This window comes from Luteolibacter luteus, assembly GCF_012913485.1.
GTDB classification, from domain to species: domain Bacteria; phylum Verrucomicrobiota; class Verrucomicrobiia; order Verrucomicrobiales; family Akkermansiaceae; genus Haloferula; species Haloferula lutea.
This window is the reverse complement of record NZ_CP051774.1, coordinates 860,578-875,617: the sequence shown is the minus strand read 5'-3', so window position 1 is coordinate 875,617 and position 15,040 is coordinate 860,578. Positions and strand designations below refer to the sequence as shown.

Annotated in this window: 16 protein-coding genes and 1 tRNA gene; 8 read left to right on the top strand and 9 right to left on the bottom strand. The window is 62.0% G+C overall.

Annotated features, from left to right (window positions below):
* Positions 1 to 13 precede the first annotated feature (13 nt).
* The 3 genes from HHL09_RS03455 to HHL09_RS03445 are packed head-to-tail and all read left to right on the top strand — an operon-like array spanning position 14 to position 4,618.
* Positions 14 to 532 carry a hypothetical protein gene (locus tag HHL09_RS03455; protein WP_169453093.1) on the top strand — a complete coding sequence of 173 codons (519 nt, stop codon included), beginning with the start codon at positions 14 to 16 and terminating at the stop codon, positions 530 to 532.
* Complete coding sequence (locus HHL09_RS03450; RefSeq protein ID WP_169453092.1) at positions 529 to 741, top strand: hypothetical protein; 213 nt, start codon at positions 529 to 531, stop codon at positions 739 to 741. The genes HHL09_RS03455 and HHL09_RS03450 overlap by 4 nt, the downstream gene beginning before the upstream one ends.
* Positions 725 to 4,618: an FtsK/SpoIIIE domain-containing protein gene (locus HHL09_RS03445; RefSeq protein WP_169453091.1), complete on the top strand. Its 3,894-nt coding sequence runs from the start codon at positions 725 to 727 to the stop codon at positions 4,616 to 4,618. Before HHL09_RS03450 ends, HHL09_RS03445 begins: the two co-directional genes overlap by 17 nt.
* Positions 4,619 to 4,865: 247 nt before the next feature.
* Here HHL09_RS03445 and HHL09_RS03440 read toward each other — a convergent pair whose 3' ends face one another.
* Together HHL09_RS03440 and HHL09_RS03435 are read right to left on the bottom strand one after the other, a co-directional pair.
* Positions 4,866 to 5,255: a hypothetical protein gene (locus HHL09_RS03440; protein WP_169453090.1), complete on the bottom strand. Its 390-nt coding sequence runs from the start codon at positions 5,253 to 5,255 to the stop codon at positions 4,866 to 4,868.
* A gap of 65 nt (positions 5,256 to 5,320) precedes the next feature.
* Complete coding sequence (locus tag HHL09_RS03435) at positions 5,321 to 6,073, bottom strand: 7-carboxy-7-deazaguanine synthase QueE (protein ID WP_169453089.1); 753 nt, start codon at positions 6,071 to 6,073, stop codon at positions 5,321 to 5,323.
* A gap of 64 nt (positions 6,074 to 6,137) precedes the next feature.
* On the opposite strand from HHL09_RS03435, the gene HHL09_RS03430 reads away from it, so the two are divergent.
* Positions 6,138 to 6,662, top strand: coding sequence for a cob(I)yrinic acid a,c-diamide adenosyltransferase (locus HHL09_RS03430; protein WP_169453088.1), 525 nt, complete (start codon positions 6,138 to 6,140; stop codon positions 6,660 to 6,662).
* Here HHL09_RS03430 and HHL09_RS03425 read toward each other — a convergent pair.
* Positions 6,634 to 6,921, bottom strand: a complete 288-nt coding sequence (locus HHL09_RS03425) for a Smr/MutS family protein (RefSeq protein WP_169453087.1) — start codon at positions 6,919 to 6,921, stop codon at positions 6,634 to 6,636. The two genes, HHL09_RS03430 and HHL09_RS03425, sit on opposite strands and share 29 nt — an antisense overlap.
* A 127-nt stretch (positions 6,922 to 7,048) precedes the next feature.
* On the opposite strand from HHL09_RS03425, the gene HHL09_RS03420 reads away from it, so the two are divergent.
* From HHL09_RS03420 to HHL09_RS03410, 3 genes are all read left to right on the top strand, one after another.
* Positions 7,049 to 7,123: transfer RNA gene (locus HHL09_RS03420), tRNA-His, on the top strand.
* Between the two features lie 63 nt (positions 7,124 to 7,186).
* Positions 7,187 to 7,876 (top strand): ribonuclease III, encoded by a 690-nt coding sequence (gene rnc / locus HHL09_RS03415; protein WP_169453086.1) that lies wholly within the window; start codon positions 7,187 to 7,189, stop codon positions 7,874 to 7,876.
* Between the two features lie 67 nt (positions 7,877 to 7,943).
* The gene (locus HHL09_RS03410; RefSeq protein WP_169453085.1) at positions 7,944 to 8,606 is read left to right on the top strand and encodes a leucine-rich repeat domain-containing protein; all 663 of its coding nucleotides are present in this window, start codon (positions 7,944 to 7,946) and stop codon (positions 8,604 to 8,606) included.
* Positions 8,607 to 8,740: 134 nt separating this feature from the next.
* Here HHL09_RS03410 and HHL09_RS03405 read toward each other — a convergent pair whose 3' ends face one another.
* From HHL09_RS03405 to HHL09_RS03390, 4 genes are all read right to left on the bottom strand, one after another.
* A complete protein-coding gene (locus HHL09_RS03405) occupies positions 8,741 to 9,601 on the bottom strand; it encodes a sugar phosphate isomerase/epimerase family protein (protein WP_169453084.1) in 861 nt (286 codons plus the stop codon).
* Positions 9,602 to 9,672: 71 nt separating this feature from the next.
* The gene (locus tag HHL09_RS03400) at positions 9,673 to 10,032 is read right to left on the bottom strand and encodes a hypothetical protein (RefSeq protein WP_169453083.1); all 360 of its coding nucleotides are present in this window, start codon (positions 10,030 to 10,032) and stop codon (positions 9,673 to 9,675) included.
* Positions 10,029 to 10,565: an RNA polymerase sigma factor gene (locus HHL09_RS03395; RefSeq protein ID WP_169453082.1), complete on the bottom strand. Its 537-nt coding sequence runs from the start codon at positions 10,563 to 10,565 to the stop codon at positions 10,029 to 10,031. The genes HHL09_RS03400 and HHL09_RS03395 overlap by 4 nt, the downstream gene beginning before the upstream one ends.
* Positions 10,565 to 11,251, bottom strand: a complete 687-nt coding sequence (locus tag HHL09_RS03390; protein ID WP_169453081.1) for an OmpH/Skp family outer membrane protein — start codon at positions 11,249 to 11,251, stop codon at positions 10,565 to 10,567. Before HHL09_RS03390 ends, HHL09_RS03395 begins: the two co-directional genes overlap by 1 nt.
* 104 nt (positions 11,252 to 11,355) lie before the next feature.
* Between HHL09_RS03390 and HHL09_RS03385 the strand changes: the two genes are divergently transcribed.
* Complete coding sequence (locus HHL09_RS03385) at positions 11,356 to 11,886, top strand: GNAT family N-acetyltransferase (protein WP_169453080.1); 531 nt, start codon at positions 11,356 to 11,358, stop codon at positions 11,884 to 11,886.
* On the opposite strand, the gene HHL09_RS03380 is transcribed toward HHL09_RS03385, so the two are convergent.
* Positions 11,870 to 13,474, bottom strand: coding sequence for an ABC-F family ATP-binding cassette domain-containing protein (locus tag HHL09_RS03380; protein ID WP_169453079.1), 1,605 nt, complete (start codon positions 13,472 to 13,474; stop codon positions 11,870 to 11,872). The genes HHL09_RS03385 and HHL09_RS03380 overlap by 17 nt on opposite strands.
* Positions 13,475 to 13,562: 88 nt before the next feature.
* Complete coding sequence (locus HHL09_RS03375; protein WP_169453078.1) at positions 13,563 to 15,038, bottom strand: DUF1501 domain-containing protein; 1,476 nt, start codon at positions 15,036 to 15,038, stop codon at positions 13,563 to 13,565.
* Positions 15,039 to 15,040 lie beyond the last annotated feature (2 nt).

The following is a 15,040-nucleotide window of genomic DNA, read 5'->3' as shown; positions in this document are numbered from 1 at the left end:
CCACACTTCACCCATGGAAGGGCAAGCACGGGTTGGATCGATCGACGCCATACAGGCGTTCCGGGCGGCATTGATCCGCTTCACGGAGCGCTCGAAGCGCGCGCTTGACGACGTGAGCGGGGAGGTGAAGCGGACCCGCGGCTGGCTAGAAACCGAACAGCGCCAAAAGTGGGAGGGTGAACTCCGCCGCCGGGCTAGGGCTCTCGAACAGGCCGAGCAGGAACTCTACAGCGCCCGGCTTTCTGACAGGCGGCGGGACAAATCCGCCCAGCAAATGGCGGTGAACAAGGCGCGAAGGGCCCTCCAGGAAGCTCAGGAGAAGCTGGCCTTGATCAAACGCTGGCGGCAGGCCTACGACGCCCGCGTGGAGACATTGGCAAAGCAACTGGAGGGACTGCAGGACACCTTGTCCCGCCAGATGCCCCAAGGACTGGTGAGCCTGACCAATACGGTGCGCTACCTGCAAGACTACGCTGAAGTGATGCCTGTGGCGGGGCCTGCCTCCGGGGAGGAGAAAGGAGGCCAGCCATGAGCATGGGTGCCAGCAAGGCCCTGCTGAATGAGGCCACCCGGGAGTTGTTCGCGCATTGGGAAGAGACCAAGCTCTCCTGGCGGGACGCCAAGGCCGGGGAGTTCGAGAATAACTACCTGGCAGCCATCCCACAGGCTTTCGCCAGCGCTACCCGTATCATCGAAGACCTCGACCTCGTGCTTTCCAAGATTCATGCCGACTGTGAATGATCCCCTGCATCCTGAATGGATCCGCCACCTGCTGAAGCGGCTTCAGGAAGCCGTTTCCTCCGTGGCGGGACGCGAGGCCGCACTGAAGCGCGAGCACGCCGCCAGCGTGCTGGCCGCGAAGCGCCAGTCCACTGCGATGCGGGAAGCCGGGACGCTGAACCGTTCCTCCCGCCAGGAGGCACTCATCGAGGAGTGCGACCGGGAACAAGCATGGGCGACTGCGAAGTACGAGAAACGCCGTATTTGGATTTCGGAAGCGGCGCAATCCGCGCATGGCAACCTTGCGCGCCGGGTGCGGGAAGAAAAAGATCTCCAGGTGGGCCGCCGCCAGGCCGAGTCCCTGCGGGTGCGCGCCGAGGCGAAGGAAGCTTGGGAGCGGGCGCGTCAGGACCATCGCGAGTTCTCGGAGAAGATTGCCGCCGATGGCGATGAGGTTCGGAACCTTGCCGTGGATTCCATGAAGGTCCTTCGTGGCTTCCGTCCCTTGTTCGGCATGATGTTGCGGAAGGGCCGCATGGCATCCGTGCCGGAACCGGATCGTAACAAGGCCCGCGAGACGCTGCGCGAGGAAGGTCGCGAGAAGCTGGAGGAGGCGTATGGACGGATCGATGGGCTGAAGAAGAATCCGCTGGCGTTGTTCTTCCGCTTTGTACCGCTGACCTTGGTTCTATTTTTGATCGCGGTTTATTTTGGCTATCAGATTTATCAGGCGGAAGACCGGGCCGCCGAGTTTGCGAGGATTGAGTCGACCCTGGCGCTCGCGTTGCTGGTTCCCGTGGTCTTGCACCTGGTGTCAGCGATCTTGCTTTTGGTTCCGGCGCGCCGGATGGCAAAATTGCTGCAAGGTGCCAGGCGCGCCGGCTTTGCGGCGACGGCGGTTTCGGAGGCTCATGTGGCGGCGCTCGGCAAGTCCCTGAAGAAGGATCTTGCCGATCAAAGCAGCGGGATCAGCGAGACGCTGAAGGAGAGCGAGGAAATCGCCCAGGAGCTGATGCAGGCGGGGCGAAAGAAGATCGAGGAGCAGTACGAACGTTTGCCCGCGAAGGCGGAGGCGCTTTACAAGCGCAGCCTTACCCGTGTGGCGAGGCGCTTGGAAAGCGGGGTGGCAGGCAATGACTTCGCCGGCACGAGCGAGGAGACGGAGCGGGAGTCGGAGTATCAGCGTGGCATCGCGGGCGCGGATGAAGCCTTGCGGGCGGGCGTTGGGCGTCTGGTCGTCGAGTGGGATGAAGAAGTGGTGCCCTTGCACCGCGAGCTGCTTGGCTTGGCGGAACTCGCGGAGGAGCGTTTCCCGGCATGGGATGAATCATGGATTTCCTCATGGACGCCGCCGGATGATGCTGAGCGAGCGGTGCCCTTCGGCCGGATCCAAGTCTCCCTTCCGGCTCTCGCGGGAGGCATGCCGGAAAGCGATGCTTTCCAACTGGCCGGGCCGGTGGAGTTCGAGGTGCCATATTCCCTCGGTTTCGCGGAACGGGCGTCCCTGATGATCGATGGTGATGCCTCCAAGGCGGCGGATACGATTCATGAGATCGTGCTACGCTTGCTCAGCTCCCATCCCGCGGGACGGGCGATCTTCACACTGATCGATCCGGTGGGGCTGGGGAAGGACTTCGCCGGGCTGATGCACCTGGGCGACTATGAGGAGACGCTCATCAACGGACGGATCTGGACGCAGACGACCCAGATCGAGGAGCGGCTCGCCGAGCTGAGCGAGAACATCGAGAAGGTGATCCAGATGTATCTGCGGAATGAGTTCGCGACGCTGGATGATTACAACAAGTACGCGGGCACGGTGGCGGAGAAGCACCGCTTTCTGGTGATCTCCGGTTTCCCGGCTGCTTTCAGCGAGACGGCAGCGAAGCGCTTGCTGAGCATCGCGACCAGCGGGGCACGATGCGGTGTCTACCTGCTAATTCATCGCGACGCGCGGCAAGGCTCGATCGACGGCCCGCTGGCGGAAGCTCTCGAAAGGGCCTGCATTCATCTCGTCGAGGAGAATGGAGCCTATCGAGTTGCGAATCTTCCGGCAGGCGCGGATCATCTCGTAGCCTCCGTTCCCCCGCGTGGTGAGTTGGAGACCGCGCTGGTTCACCGCCTTGGCCAGGTCAGCGTGGATTCGAACCGGGTGGAGGTGCCATTTTCGAACATCGCTCCCGCGGAAAACGAGTGGTGGGCCAGCAGCACGGGTGATGAACTGCGCGTGCCGATCGGTCGAAGCGGGGCGAAGAAATTCCAGTGGCTGGCGCTTGGCAAAGGCACCCGCCAGCATGTGCTGGTGGCCGGCAAGACCGGCTCCGGCAAGTCCACGCTCTTCCATGTGATGATCACAAATCTGGCGCTGCACTGTAGCCCTGATGAAGTGGAGTTCTACCTCGTCGACTTCAAGAAGGGCGTGGAGTTCAAGTGCTATGGAGCGAAGCGCCTGCCTCACGCCCGCGTCGTCGCCATGGAGAGCGATCGCGAGTTCGGTCTCAGTGTACTGCATCGTGTCGATGACGAGCTGCGCCGTCGTGGCGAGATGTTCCGCAAGCACGGCTCACAGGACCTTGCGGGATACCGGAAGGCATCGGGTGAAACCTTGCCCCGGACGCTACTGATGATCGATGAGTTCCAGGAGCTCTTCACGGAAGACGATGCCGTGGCTCAGACCGCCTCGCTGCTGTTGGACCGCATCGTGCGCCAAGGTCGCGCCTTCGGCATCCACGTGATCTTGGGATCTCAGACCTTGGGTGGCGCCTACACGCTGGCCCGTGCGACGCTCGGACAGATGGTTGTGCGCATCGCGCTTCAGTGCAACGAGGCCGATGCCTATCTCATCATGGATGACGACAATCCCGCTCCGCGCCTGCTGACGAGGCCGGGCGAGGGGATCTACAACGACAATGCCGGGGCGTTGGCGGCGAACAGTCCATTCCAAGCTGTGTGGCTTTCCGAAGAGGAGCGGAACGAATTGCTCGATCGCATCGCGCGGATGGCTAGGGAAAGCGGGCGCAAGGTGGCAGCTCCTGTAGTCTTCGAGGGGAATGCACCGGCGGAAATCGCGGGGAACATGGAACTCGCGGAGCTGCTTGATTCCCGTCCTGCCACACGGCCCTCGGAAACGAAGGCTTGGCTCGGTGAACCGAATTCGATCAAGGGCCCGGCAGAGGCATCCTTTGCGAGGCGCAGCGGTAGTCATCTGCTGGTGGTGGGGCAATCGGATGACCGGGTGTCCTCGCTGCTTTCTCTGGCGGTGCTCTCCTTGGCGGCTGGACAACCTGCCGATGGCGCCCGCTTCATCGTACTGGATTCCGCGAGCAGCCAAGGTACCTCCGGTCGCTTGAAGAGTCTGCTACCGCATGAGGTTCGAGTAGCGGGTCCGGCTGCGACCGCGGAGATCTTTGCAGAGCTTTCCACGGAACTCCAGCAGCGCAGCAGTGGTGAGAAAGAAGGCCCGGAGATCTTCGTGGTCATTCATGGCCTGCAGCGCTTCAAGAAACTGAAGCAGGAGGACGATTTCCTCTTCGCGATGGATGACGGTCCATCAGGGCCGAATCCGGCAAAGGTGCTCGCGGATCTCGCCAGTGAAGGCGGGGCCCAGGGCATTCACTTGTTAGCAGGTGTCGATACCTGGAATAACGTGAGCCGCTGGCTGCCGCGGAAGGTGATGGCTGAATTCGAGATGCGCGTGGTGTTCCAGATGAGCGCGAACGATTCCGCGAATCTCATCGACTCTCCCGCGGCAAGCAGCCTCGGGCTGCATCGTGCGCTGCTCTACAATGAGGCGATGGGAGCGACGGAAACCTTCCGTCCCTATGCCGAGCCGGGTGCGGATTGGTGGGCGGAGTTCGCGGAGAAGATCAAGGCGCGGGAAGAGGGATCGCTCGCCTCGTGAGTTGGGGGCTGCGCAAGGCGGCCGATCTTGGCGGTAGCGGTTCGATGAGCCGTAGCGTCGCGTCTATGACCGTCGTACTTTGGCGGGGACAGACCGTATCGCGAGATGGCACTCCGATGATACCCGGGCGAGGTCCCGTGACTCCAAGGATGCGGCTCGTGTCGCTAGTCAGCGACGGTCATGGACGCGCCGCTACATTTTTTTGCGGACTGCTGTTGCCACAGCCGTGCGTGTCCCGCTCGATCGCTCAGAAACCGATCATCGAGACCAGCTCCTCATCGCTATAGTCACCAAGGTGCTCGGCAGCGGCGAGGAAGACCTCGGTCTCATAATCATCCTGAAGATCGGCCAAGGAGGAATCCACGGCCGGTTGACCGGGGATCGGAGTGGCCGTACCACCCGGATTCGTCTTCAGGGCGAGCGTCACCATCACCAGCGCGGTGGCACCGGCGAGCACCCCGCCGAGGGAGGCGGGAATGAGGAAGCGCGACCACCATGGCTTTGCCTGGGTTTCCAAGCGCGCGGCTCGGACGACATTCGAGGCGAAATTCGGGCCCGGGCGCTGGGCAGCGCTTTCCCGGAGGAGTTCCCAGACGGGGTCCCTTTCAAAATCCGCGGAGGAGTCGTCGCGCTTCATGGTGGAGAAGGAGAGCAGTTTCTGGAGCGAGTAACCGGCTTGCGAGGCAAAAGTTGCGCGGGATTTCAGACGCCACGGCGGTCGCCCCACAGGCGGACATGGAGCCGGTCGCAGAATCGCCAGCCGTAAAGCAGGCAACAGGCCACCACGTCCGGAGCATGGCGGTCCAATTCGGCCGCGGTGCGGCCCTCTGGCATGACCAGCACCCGCTGCGGCGGGATTGCGAATTTCGTCGTGAAATCAAGGATCTCCGCCACATCCTCCGGGCCGCAGGAGACGAACTTGAACCAAGCCTTGGGGTCTGCCACGAAGCCCTCGATCACTGCCGGGACAGTCCGCAGCCGCGCCTCCATCCCGGAATTTGCCAGTTTCGGTGAAACATTGAATTGGTTCACCGCAGCCCGAAATTCCGGAGTGGGAGCCTTTGTCCCATTGGTTTCCACTTCGAAAATATAGGCGGGGTCGATCGCCCGGAGCCCCTCGATCAGCTCCAGCCAAGCCTCCTGCTGGAGCAGCGGCTCCCCACCGGTGAGGACTACCCGGCGGCAGGGGAATGCAGCCACCTGCGCCACGATATCCGCGGGATTCGCTTCGATGGTGACGTCCTCCTTCTTGTGCTTCCGATAGGCAGGATCGGCATCCTTTTCGTGGGGCCACGGGGTGCCCTCGAAGTTCCAGGTATGATCCGTGTCGCACCAGCGGCAGTGGAGATTGCAGCGGGATGCCCTTACGAAGACTGCAGGCAGGCCGGCGGAAACGCCTTCGCCCTGCAGGGTGAAGAAGATTTCCGGACCGTCGTTCAGTCGCGCGAGGAGCATGCGGGGAAGAAATCACCAATCATCAATCTTCCAATCATCAATCGAAGTGATTTCTTCCACCCCCATGAGCATCATCACGGGCCGCGGCGACGAAGGAGAAACCGACCTGCTCTTTGGTCGCCGGATTTCGAAGACTTCCCTGCGAGTGGAAGTGCTGGGCTGCGTGGATGAACTAAATGCGGCGCTCGGCCTTGCCCGGGCAGCGGGGGCTTCCGGGGAAGTGGAAGAGATCATCGACCGGGTGCAGGACCAATTGATCGGCTTGATGGGCCAGTTCGCCTGCCAGCCGGGAGATGAGGCCCGCTACGAGAAAGCCGGCTTTTCCTCGGTGGGGCAGGAAGACCTCGATTGGGTGGTGGCGACGGCGCGGGACTTCGAGAAACGGGGCATCACCTTCAAAGGCTGGGCGCGGCCCGGGGCCGATCATTCCTTGGCGAGAGCGGGTCTCGATTTCGCGAGGACCGCCGCGCGACGCTGCGAGCGCACCGTGCTGAAGCTGCACGAGGGTGGGGAAGAGGTCCCGCAGGTCCTGCGGCTCTACTTCAACCGCCTCTCCGATCTCATGTGGATTCTGGCGCGGGCGGCTTGAGGATCACCCAAGTGGCTCCCCAGCTGCCCTCGGCCGCGGGGTAGTGGAACTCCTCCACCTCCGGCATTCTACGCAGGAGGGCATGCACGCCCTCGCGCAGGGCGCCGGTGCCCTTGCCATGGATCACGCGGACCCCGCGGAATCCCGCCTGCTGGCACTCGGCGAAGTATTCCGGCAGCAGATCCCCGATTTCAGAGGGCCGGAAGGTGTGGAGATCCAATTCGTTCGTGATCGGGATGCGGTGGGGATCCTCGTCCATGGGGTGATTCGTTAGGGGTTCTTCTTCCGGAGAAATGGCAATCCCGCGAGGATCTTCCGCACTCATGGTATTTTTGCCTTTGCAAGAGGGCACCGATGCCTTAGTTCTCCCGCCCGCCGTTAAAATGGTGGCCGTAGTTCAATGGTAGAGCCCCAGATTGTGATTCTGGTTGTTGCGGGTTCGAGTCCCGTCGGTCACCCCACCTCTTTCTTCGGGAACCTCGGCGGTTCCGGTCGGAGGAGGCGGAAGTAAGCGGCTCCTTGTCATGGAAAGCCTCGAGAGTCGCCTCGGATACAAGTTTCGCAATTCGCTTCTCCTTGCAGAAGCGATGACCCATCCGAGTCTCGCCTACGAATCTCAACGGCCCCATTTCGACAACCAGCGTCTGGAGTTCCTCGGCGATGCCGTGTTGCAGCTCATTCTGACAGAAGATCTCTACAAGATGTTCCCGGATTTCCCCGAAGGACGTCTTACCAAGCTCCGCTCCCAGCTTGTCTCCCGCCGTGCCTTGGCGCGCTTCGCCCTCACCATCGACCTTGGCAGCTACGTGCTGTTAGGAAAGGGGGAGGAGGCCACCGGTGGCCGCCGCCGTATGTCGACTCTGGCGGATGGGTTCGAAGCGCTGATCGGCGCCGTTTATCTGGATAGCGGCTACACCGGTGCCAGAGATCTGGTGCTGCGTCTTTTCCAATCCGAGATCGAAGCGCTGGCCGGCAGCCCGGAAGAGCGGAATCCGAAAGGAGAGCTCCAGGAGTGCCTGCAGGCGATTTCTCCTCAGGCTCCGAACTACCGCATTCTAGGCGAAAGCGGTCCGGATCACCGCAAGGTCTTCCAAGCTGAGGTCTCTTGGAAAGGCCTGATCCTCGCCGTGGGCAAGGGTAAGAGCAAGAAGGAGGCGGAAGCCCGTGCCGCGGGCGAAGCGCTGCGCGCTCGGGTGTGGGAGAAGGAGAAGTAGTAAGGCTGCGCTCCCGTGGTTTCGATCTTGGCGGACGCCGGATCTCGGCGAGGCTGGCCGGATTCACATGATGCCCGCATATCCGTATGGACGCCGTCTCATCGCGGCGTGCCTGTTAGGCCTTCTGTCGCCCGCTGGCTGTGGCTACTATCCTCCGAGCCTGAACTCGAAGGAGGACATCGATCGCGTGTCGCGACGCCACGTGGATCTCCAAGTCCGTGGCTTGGCGGATGAGGACATCCCGGCGTTGGTGGCACGTCCTGACACGCGGATGCTGTTCTTCTCGGATGGCTACGCGGTGGAGGAAGCGAAGATCACGGACAAGGGCCTCCTGTTCTTGAGTCGAGTGCCCTTGCCTCAACTGGTGAATCTGGATCTGGGGTACTGCGAGGGCATCACCAATGCGGGCCTGCGGCATGTGGCGAAGATGGATTCCGTGACGCGGCTGAGCCTGATGGCCTGCCCGGGGATCTCGGATGCCGGCTTGACCGAGCTGCGGGGGATGAAGGGCCTCACCGAACTCGATCTGCGGGGCTGCAGCGGCATCACCGATCGCGGATTGGATCATATCGCGAGGATGCCTCGTCTGCGATGGGTGCAGCTCGGCGGTTGCCCGAACGTATCGATGGAAGCCGTGAAGCGCCTCCAGTCAAAGCTCCCCGGCGCGAGGGTGGAGAAAGACGATAGGGAATGGGGCTTTCATGGAGCTCACGAGCCGACGGATCGCTGATCGAACTGCGAAACAGGGTGGCAGGAATGACCGGCTCTCACGTTCAGCCGAAACTCCATCCTGCCACAGCAAAAAGGCGACCCGCTTTCACGGGCCGCCTCTTCGGAAAAGGGAGATGGTGAGGAAGGAACCGATCAGGCCTTGATCTTCGAGTAGCCGCGAAGATAGCCGACGCACTGGGCGACTTCCGTGATGTTGGTCTTCCAGTTGTGCTCGTATTCAATCGTCACGTTGCCGGCGAAGCCGTGCTTGCGGACCTCGTCGAGGATCGCGGCGTTGTCGATGACGCCGGTGCCGAAAGGACGGTCATGGGTCCACTTGCCCACGGCCTCGCGGTCCTTCATGTGGAAGGATCGCACGCGCGGGGCAACCTTCTTGATCACCTCCAGCGGATCGAGGCCGGAGGTGGCCCAGTGACCGAGGTCGGCGCAGTAGCCGATGTTTTCGTGGCGGTCCTTGATCGCGTCCCAGATCTTGTCCGGGTCCCAGAGGGAAGAGGGCTTCGGGTGATTGTGGAAGCAAACCTTGATATCGTATTCCTTCGCCAGCTTCTCAAGGGTATCGAGGGCATCAAGGGACTCGGTGGTGACACCGTAGAGGCCCATCTTCTTGGCGAATTCGAAGGTCTTGCGGGCTTCGGCTTCATCTTTCGAGATGCCGGTGACGCCGAAATTCACGGGAGTGATACCTTGCTCCTTCGCATAGGCCAGCAGCTTCGTGATATCCTCGTCGGAAAGGGAGGGATCGAGCTTATTGTCGCCCAGATCGCCGCCGATCTTCTGACCCGGGAAGACTTCCACGGCGGAAGCACCTGCGGCCGCAGCCATGGCGATCGCTTCCCAGAGGGTGAATTCCTTGAAGGACCAGCACTGGACGGAGATCGTGAACCCGGCGGCGGTGAGCGCGTCTTGGGGGATCGGCTTGCCATTCGAGCGCAGGGCGAGCAGGGCCGAAGCGGCAGGAACCATCGTGAAGAGCGAGCGGCGTTTCATCATGAATAAAGCAATACGCCGCACCAACGTTCGGAGGCGAGGGATTCTTTCCATCCAAAAGGGCGATGACAGGTTCAAAACGCGTCCCACCGGGCGTCCGAGTAGGCCAGCACGGGCTCCAGGCTGAAGGGGATGTCCGGGTAGCCCAGCTCATCGGGATCCAGTTGCTCCAAGGCCGGATGGCCATCACGCCAGATCAAGGCGACGAGCGTTGCCCTCCCTGCTTCGGTGGGCGGGTCGACACGAAGGACGATTTCCGGCGGCTGAACGGCGGAAGGTCTGCCTGCGGGGAACAAAAGCCCGGCGCACGCGAGGGCGGCCGTGGCACCGGCGGTGAGCGCGGTGCGGCGCAGCCTGCGCCGGGCGCGGGTGCTGCGGATCTGTTGCAGGGTCTGCTCCCAGACCCGGTCGGCGGTGTGGTCGCGGCTTGTCATGATTTACAGGTGTTGAGGTTCTCCAGTTCACCGCGAAGTCTGCGCCGAAGTCGGGCTAGCTTGGACTCCACGGCCTTGGTGCTAGTGGATTGCTCGGAGGCGATCTCCTCTTGGGACCAGCCTTCGAGATAGTGACGGGAGAGAAGCCGGCGCTCGCTGTCGTCGAGGCTCTCTAGCGCTTGATCAAGATCCGTGATATCCGCGGCATGAACGTCTCGTCTCGCCTCTTGCCATTGCTGGAAGCGCTCTCCAAGCCAACTGCGCCGCTTTGAACGACGGACGGCATCGATCGTCTCGCAGCGAGTCAGGCAGGCGAGCCATGCCTCCAGATTTCCGCTGTCGCGAAAGGCTTTTCCATGGCGGAGCACGCGCAGATAGACGCCTTGGACGATATCCGGCGCATCCGCAGCAGGAATGCCTCGGGCGATCGCCTGGGCCAACAAGAGGGGATAGTAGCGCTCGTGGAAGCGGCACCAGGCCTCTTCCTTGCACGCGATCATGTCGCGGGTGAGCGTGACGATCTCCTCCTCCATCAATCTTTGCCTTCTAGCGGATCCGGTGTGGCTTCTCCAGTCTTCGTTTGCATGGAGTGATCGCGGTTGAGCTTCTCCAGCATGGCCGCCGTGAGATCCGTGCTTTCCGTGCTGAAGAGGAAGAAGGGCACCTGCGAGGTGGTTAGGCCGGACCTGTCGAAAACATAGTCGTAATCCTCCTGCCGGGCCATGTCCTCGATGCTTTTCCGGATCTCCGCGACGATCCCCCTCATTTGGGCGGCTGCCTTCTCGTTGATCTGTTTCCCCTTGATGTCGATAAATTCACGTCGCGCGCGCTCCAAGGCGATGGCTTCCTCGCGGCGTAGGGCGCGGTCTTGGGCAACCTTCTCCTTCACGGATCCGGCCAGCGCGGGATCGGCGAGTTGCCTCGCAGAGTTTTGGAGCTCCGTTTCGATGGACCGCAAGGTTTCGAGCCGGGCATCGCTCTCGCCCTTGATGGCCACTTGCTCCACGTTCAACTCCTTCTGGATCTCCTCAGTCCGGTAATAGCCCTTGAAGAGTCGCTGTATGTCGATACTGGCGACTTTTAGTGGCGGGACTGGAGGAAATGCGGCGGGAGCTGAGGATGGCTGTGTTCCGGATGACGGGGGACTCGTTCGCACCTTCTCCCGACAGGAAAGGGTGGCGAGCGCGAGGAGCAGGGGGATGAAGCGATAAAGCCGCATTTCACCGGACCAACGTTTCGCGACGATCCCACCCCTCGCAGCGCGGATTTTTTTTCGCCGACCCCCTTGATGCGCTGCCGTGGCTCCTTCAAGTTCGCCCAGCGATGAATCCCGGCCCCGACTTCGATCTCCAGCCCACCCTGGAAGGTGAACTTATCACGCTACGTCCGCTGCTGGCATCTGATTTCGAAGCCCTGCATGCGGTGGCTTCCGATCCGCTGATCTGGGAGCAACATCCGGAGCCGACGCGCTACCAGCGGGAGGTCTTCGAACGATGGTTCCATCACGCGATGGAGTCGCGCGGGACCTTGGTCGTCTACGACAATAAGACGAGCGAGATGATCGGCTCGTCTCGCTACTATGATTGGGATCCTGCGAAGAAGGAGATTGCGATCGGTTTCACCTTCCTCTCGCGCAGCTACTGGGGCGGCGAATACAATCGCGAGATGAAGCGCCTCATGCTGGATCACGCCTATCAATGGGCGGACCGCGTGTGGCTGCACATCGGAAAGGACAATCAGCGCTCAAGAAGAGCCGCGGAAAAGATCGGCGCGGTGTATTCCCACGCGGACACGAAGGAGCTGGCGGGAACGATCCAGCACTACGTCTTCTATTACCTCACGAAGGGCGCGTGATCCCCTGTGCGGGGATTTCGATGCGACGTGTGATCCCGATAGCCTCCAGGAAGGACTCATCATGGCTCACTACCAGCAGGGCCCCATCATAGGCACGGAGGCCTGCTTCGATGGATTCGATCGAGTCGATGTCGAGGTGGTTTGTTGGCTCATCGAGGATCAGAAGGGGAGGTGGCTGTGGGCCACCCAGCACGCAGGCCAGCGCAGCGCGGAGCAATTGGCCGCCGCTGAGCGTGGAAATGATCTGAAGGGCGGCATCTGCCCGGAACATGAAGCGTGCGAGCGAGGCGCGGCAGGCATTCTCATCGGTGTCCGGATTGATGCGTGCGAAGTTGTCGCGGATGGAGATCTCCGGATCGAGGAGGCTTGCCCGTTGGTCCAGCATGGCGAAGCGGGTGTGGATCTTCGCCTTGCCGCTCCATGGCGGAAGCTGACCGGTGATGAGATTCAAGAGGGTCGTCTTGCCATAGCCATTCGCGCCGCTCACTGCCAGGCGCTCCGGTCCGCTGATCTCGAAGGATAAGTCGCGGATGATAGGCATGCCCTCCTTATAGCCGACCGTCACCGAGTCCACGCTGAGCACGGCCTTGCCCGGAGCTAGACCCGTCGGGGGCAGCTCCAGGGAAAGCGGCTGGAGAATCTCGATGCGCTCGCGGGCTGACGCGGCAGCTTCCTGTGCTTGGCTTCGCAGGCGCTCGGCCAAGCGGGCATTTTCGCCGCTGGTGCTTTCACTGCGGTTCTTCATCAGACCCAGCGCGATGCGGGGGATGCCTCCCTTTGCTGCGGTGCGTTGGCCGGCGCTATCCTTGCGGGCTTTTCGTTCCGCAGTGGTTTGGACGCTTTTGGCTACATCCGCGATGCGCTTCTCGGCATCGGCCAGCTCGTGCTGCGCGGCGGAAAGCTCGAGTGATTTCAGCTCGCGATAGTGGCTCCAATTGCCGCCGTAACGTGTGGCACCGAGCGTGGTCAGTTCGACGATGGAGTCCATCGTCTCGAGTAGATCGCGATCATGGCTCACCACGATCGAACCACCACGCCACTTCGAAAGAAAGCTCACAAGGGCGCTTCTGCCTTCGCGGTCCAGGTTGTTGGTGGGCTCATCGAGCAGCAGGAAGTCCGGCTCGGCGAAGATCATTGCAGCGAGGCTGGCGCGGGTGCGCTGGCCACCGGAGAGCTTCGCCAGCAGCGTCTCGGGTTCGGCATCCAGTCCGATGCGGGAAAGTGCCGAGAGCATCCTGCCCTCGAGGGTCCAATCCGTGTCGGGAAGTTCTTCCATGCTGGCTTCGCCGCTTTCCGCGCGTCGCAGGAGGGCGAGGCTATCGCCCACGCCGAATAGATCTGCGATGTTCTCCTGGGCATCGACCTGTACGGTCTGGCGCAGTAGCCCCAAGCTTCCGTGGACGGATATCTTCCCTGACGCAGGCCGAAGCTCACCGGTGATGAGTTTGAGCAGCGTGGTCTTTCCCACGCCATTGCGTCCGACGAGGCCAGCCTGCTCGGTTCCGAAGCTCAGATTGAGATTGGAGAAGACCGGGCGGCCTTCCGGAGTGAGCCACGTGACATCGGAAAGGGTGATGGAAGAAGACATGGCTGCGTTTTCCTCCGTCGCCGGAGCGCACGCAGCCTCGCCCGGAGATTCACCTTGTGCAAGCGGGAGCGTGAACTTGAAGGATGGCTCAAGCGAGGATGCCCTTCACCACCTTCGCAGGCTTCACACCGGTGAGCTTCTGATCGAGCCCTTGGAAAGGATAGGCCAGCCTCTGGTGCTCGAAGCCGAAGAGGTGGAGCATCGTCGCGTGGAGGTCACGGAGGTGCACCGGGTTGGATGCGACATGGTAGCCCATTTCATCCGTCTCGCCATAGGTGAAGCCGGGCTTCACACCGGCGCCCGCCATCCAGATGGTGAAGGCATTCGGATTGTGATCGCGGCCGGTGAACGCATTGCCGTTTCCGCCGCCGCGGTTCTCCTGCATCGGCGTGCGGCCGAACTCACCACCCCAGATGACCAGGGTGTCCTCCAGCATGCCACGCTGGTCCAGATCGGTCAGCAGCGCCCCGATAGCCTTGTCGATATCCTGGCACTTCTTCACGAAGCCATCGTTGAGCGATTCCCCGGCATTCGAGCCATGGGAGTCCCATCCCCAATCGAAGAGCTGGATGAAGCGCACTCCATTCTCCGCCAGACGGCGGGCAAGCAGGCAGTTGTTCGCGAAGGAATCCTTCCCCGGCTGAGTGCCATACATCTCGTGGATGTACTGTGGCTCATCGGCGATGCTCATGACCTCCGGGACCGAGACCTGCATGCGGTAAGCCATCTCGTACTGGGCGATGCGGGTGATCGTTTCCGGATCACCGAAGTCCTGATGCGCCTTCGTGTTCAGCTTCGCCAGCGTATCCAGCGCGGCGCGCCGGACCTCGCGGTTGATCCCGGCGGGATTGGTCGTGTTCAGGATCGGGTCGCCCGCGGAGCGGCACTGCACGCCCTGATAGACGGAGGGCAGGAAGCCGCTACCCCACAGCGAGGCACCCGCGCGCGGGAAGCGTCCGCCGGAGATCAGCACCATGAAGCCGGGCAGGTTCTGGTTGTCCGTGCCGAGCCCCCAGGTCAGCCAGGAACCCATCGCGGGATAGCCGAGGTTCTGGTTCCCGGTGTGGAGAAGGAGCTGCGCGGGACCATGGTTGAACTGGTCCGTCTGCATCGTCTTGATGAAACAGAGCTTGTCCACGTGCTTCGCCAGCTCCGGCAGGCGGTCGGAAACCCATGCTCCGGATTGGCCGTGCTGCTTGAACTCGAACTGCGGACCGAGCATCTTCGGCACTCCTTGGATGAAAGCAAATCGTTGGCCTTCCAGATACTCCTTCGGGCACTCCTTGCCATTGTGGCGCACCAGCTGCGGCTTGTAGTCGAAGAGCTCGAGCTGGCTCGGTGCCCCATCCATGTGCAGGTAGATCACCCGCTTTGCTTTCGGCGCGAAACCGGGCAGCAGCGGTGCTAGGGGCGCGCTGGGATCATGAGAAATCTTCAGCTTTCCCGCTGCGGAGGAGAGTCCCTGAGAGGCCATCCACAAGGCACCGATGCCAGCCGGGCAATCGCGCAGGAAGCGCCGGCGGGTGATGTGCTGGAGTTTTTGGGCTTTGAGTTCCGGGAACATGA

Bases quoted from the DNA above. Each gene is read 5' to 3' on its own strand.
- HHL09_RS03425 (WP_169453087.1), bottom strand. From the start codon at position 6,921: ATGGACGAGGATCCCCACCGCATCCCGATCACGAACGAATTGGATCTC.
- HHL09_RS03380 (WP_169453079.1), bottom strand. From the start codon at position 13,474: ATGTCTTCTTCCATCACCCTTTCCGATGTCACGTGGCTCACTCCGGAA.
- rnc (WP_169453086.1), top strand. From the start codon at position 7,187: ATGGAAAGCCTCGAGAGTCGCCTCGGATACAAGTTTCGCAATTCGCTT.
- HHL09_RS03385 (WP_169453080.1), top strand. From the start codon at position 11,356: ATGAATCCCGGCCCCGACTTCGATCTCCAGCCCACCCTGGAAGGTGAA.
- HHL09_RS03435 (WP_169453089.1), bottom strand. From the start codon at position 6,073: ATGCTCCTCGCGCGACTGAACGACGGTCCGGAAATCTTCTTCACCCTG.
- HHL09_RS03445 (WP_169453091.1), top strand. From the start codon at position 725: ATGCCGACTGTGAATGATCCCCTGCATCCTGAATGGATCCGCCACCTG.
- HHL09_RS03375 (WP_169453078.1), bottom strand. From the start codon at position 15,038: ATGTTCCCGGAACTCAAAGCCCAAAAACTCCAGCACATCACCCGCCGG.
- HHL09_RS03450 (WP_169453092.1), top strand. From the start codon at position 529: ATGAGCATGGGTGCCAGCAAGGCCCTGCTGAATGAGGCCACCCGGGAG.
- HHL09_RS03400 (WP_169453083.1), bottom strand. From the start codon at position 10,032: ATGACAAGCCGCGACCACACCGCCGACCGGGTCTGGGAGCAGACCCTG.
- HHL09_RS03405 (WP_169453084.1), bottom strand. From the start codon at position 9,601: ATGATGAAACGCCGCTCGCTCTTCACGATGGTTCCTGCCGCTTCGGCC.
- HHL09_RS03440 (WP_169453090.1), bottom strand. From the start codon at position 5,255: ATGAAGCGCGACGACTCCTCCGCGGATTTTGAAAGGGACCCCGTCTGG.
- HHL09_RS03395 (WP_169453082.1), bottom strand. From the start codon at position 10,565: ATGGAGGAGGAGATCGTCACGCTCACCCGCGACATGATCGCGTGCAAG.
- HHL09_RS03430 (WP_169453088.1), top strand. From the start codon at position 6,138: ATGAGCATCATCACGGGCCGCGGCGACGAAGGAGAAACCGACCTGCTC.
- HHL09_RS03455 (WP_169453093.1), top strand. From the start codon at position 14: ATGGAAGGGCAAGCACGGGTTGGATCGATCGACGCCATACAGGCGTTC.
- HHL09_RS03390 (WP_169453081.1), bottom strand. From the start codon at position 11,251: ATGCGGCTTTATCGCTTCATCCCCCTGCTCCTCGCGCTCGCCACCCTT.
- HHL09_RS03410 (WP_169453085.1), top strand. From the start codon at position 7,944: ATGATGCCCGCATATCCGTATGGACGCCGTCTCATCGCGGCGTGCCTG.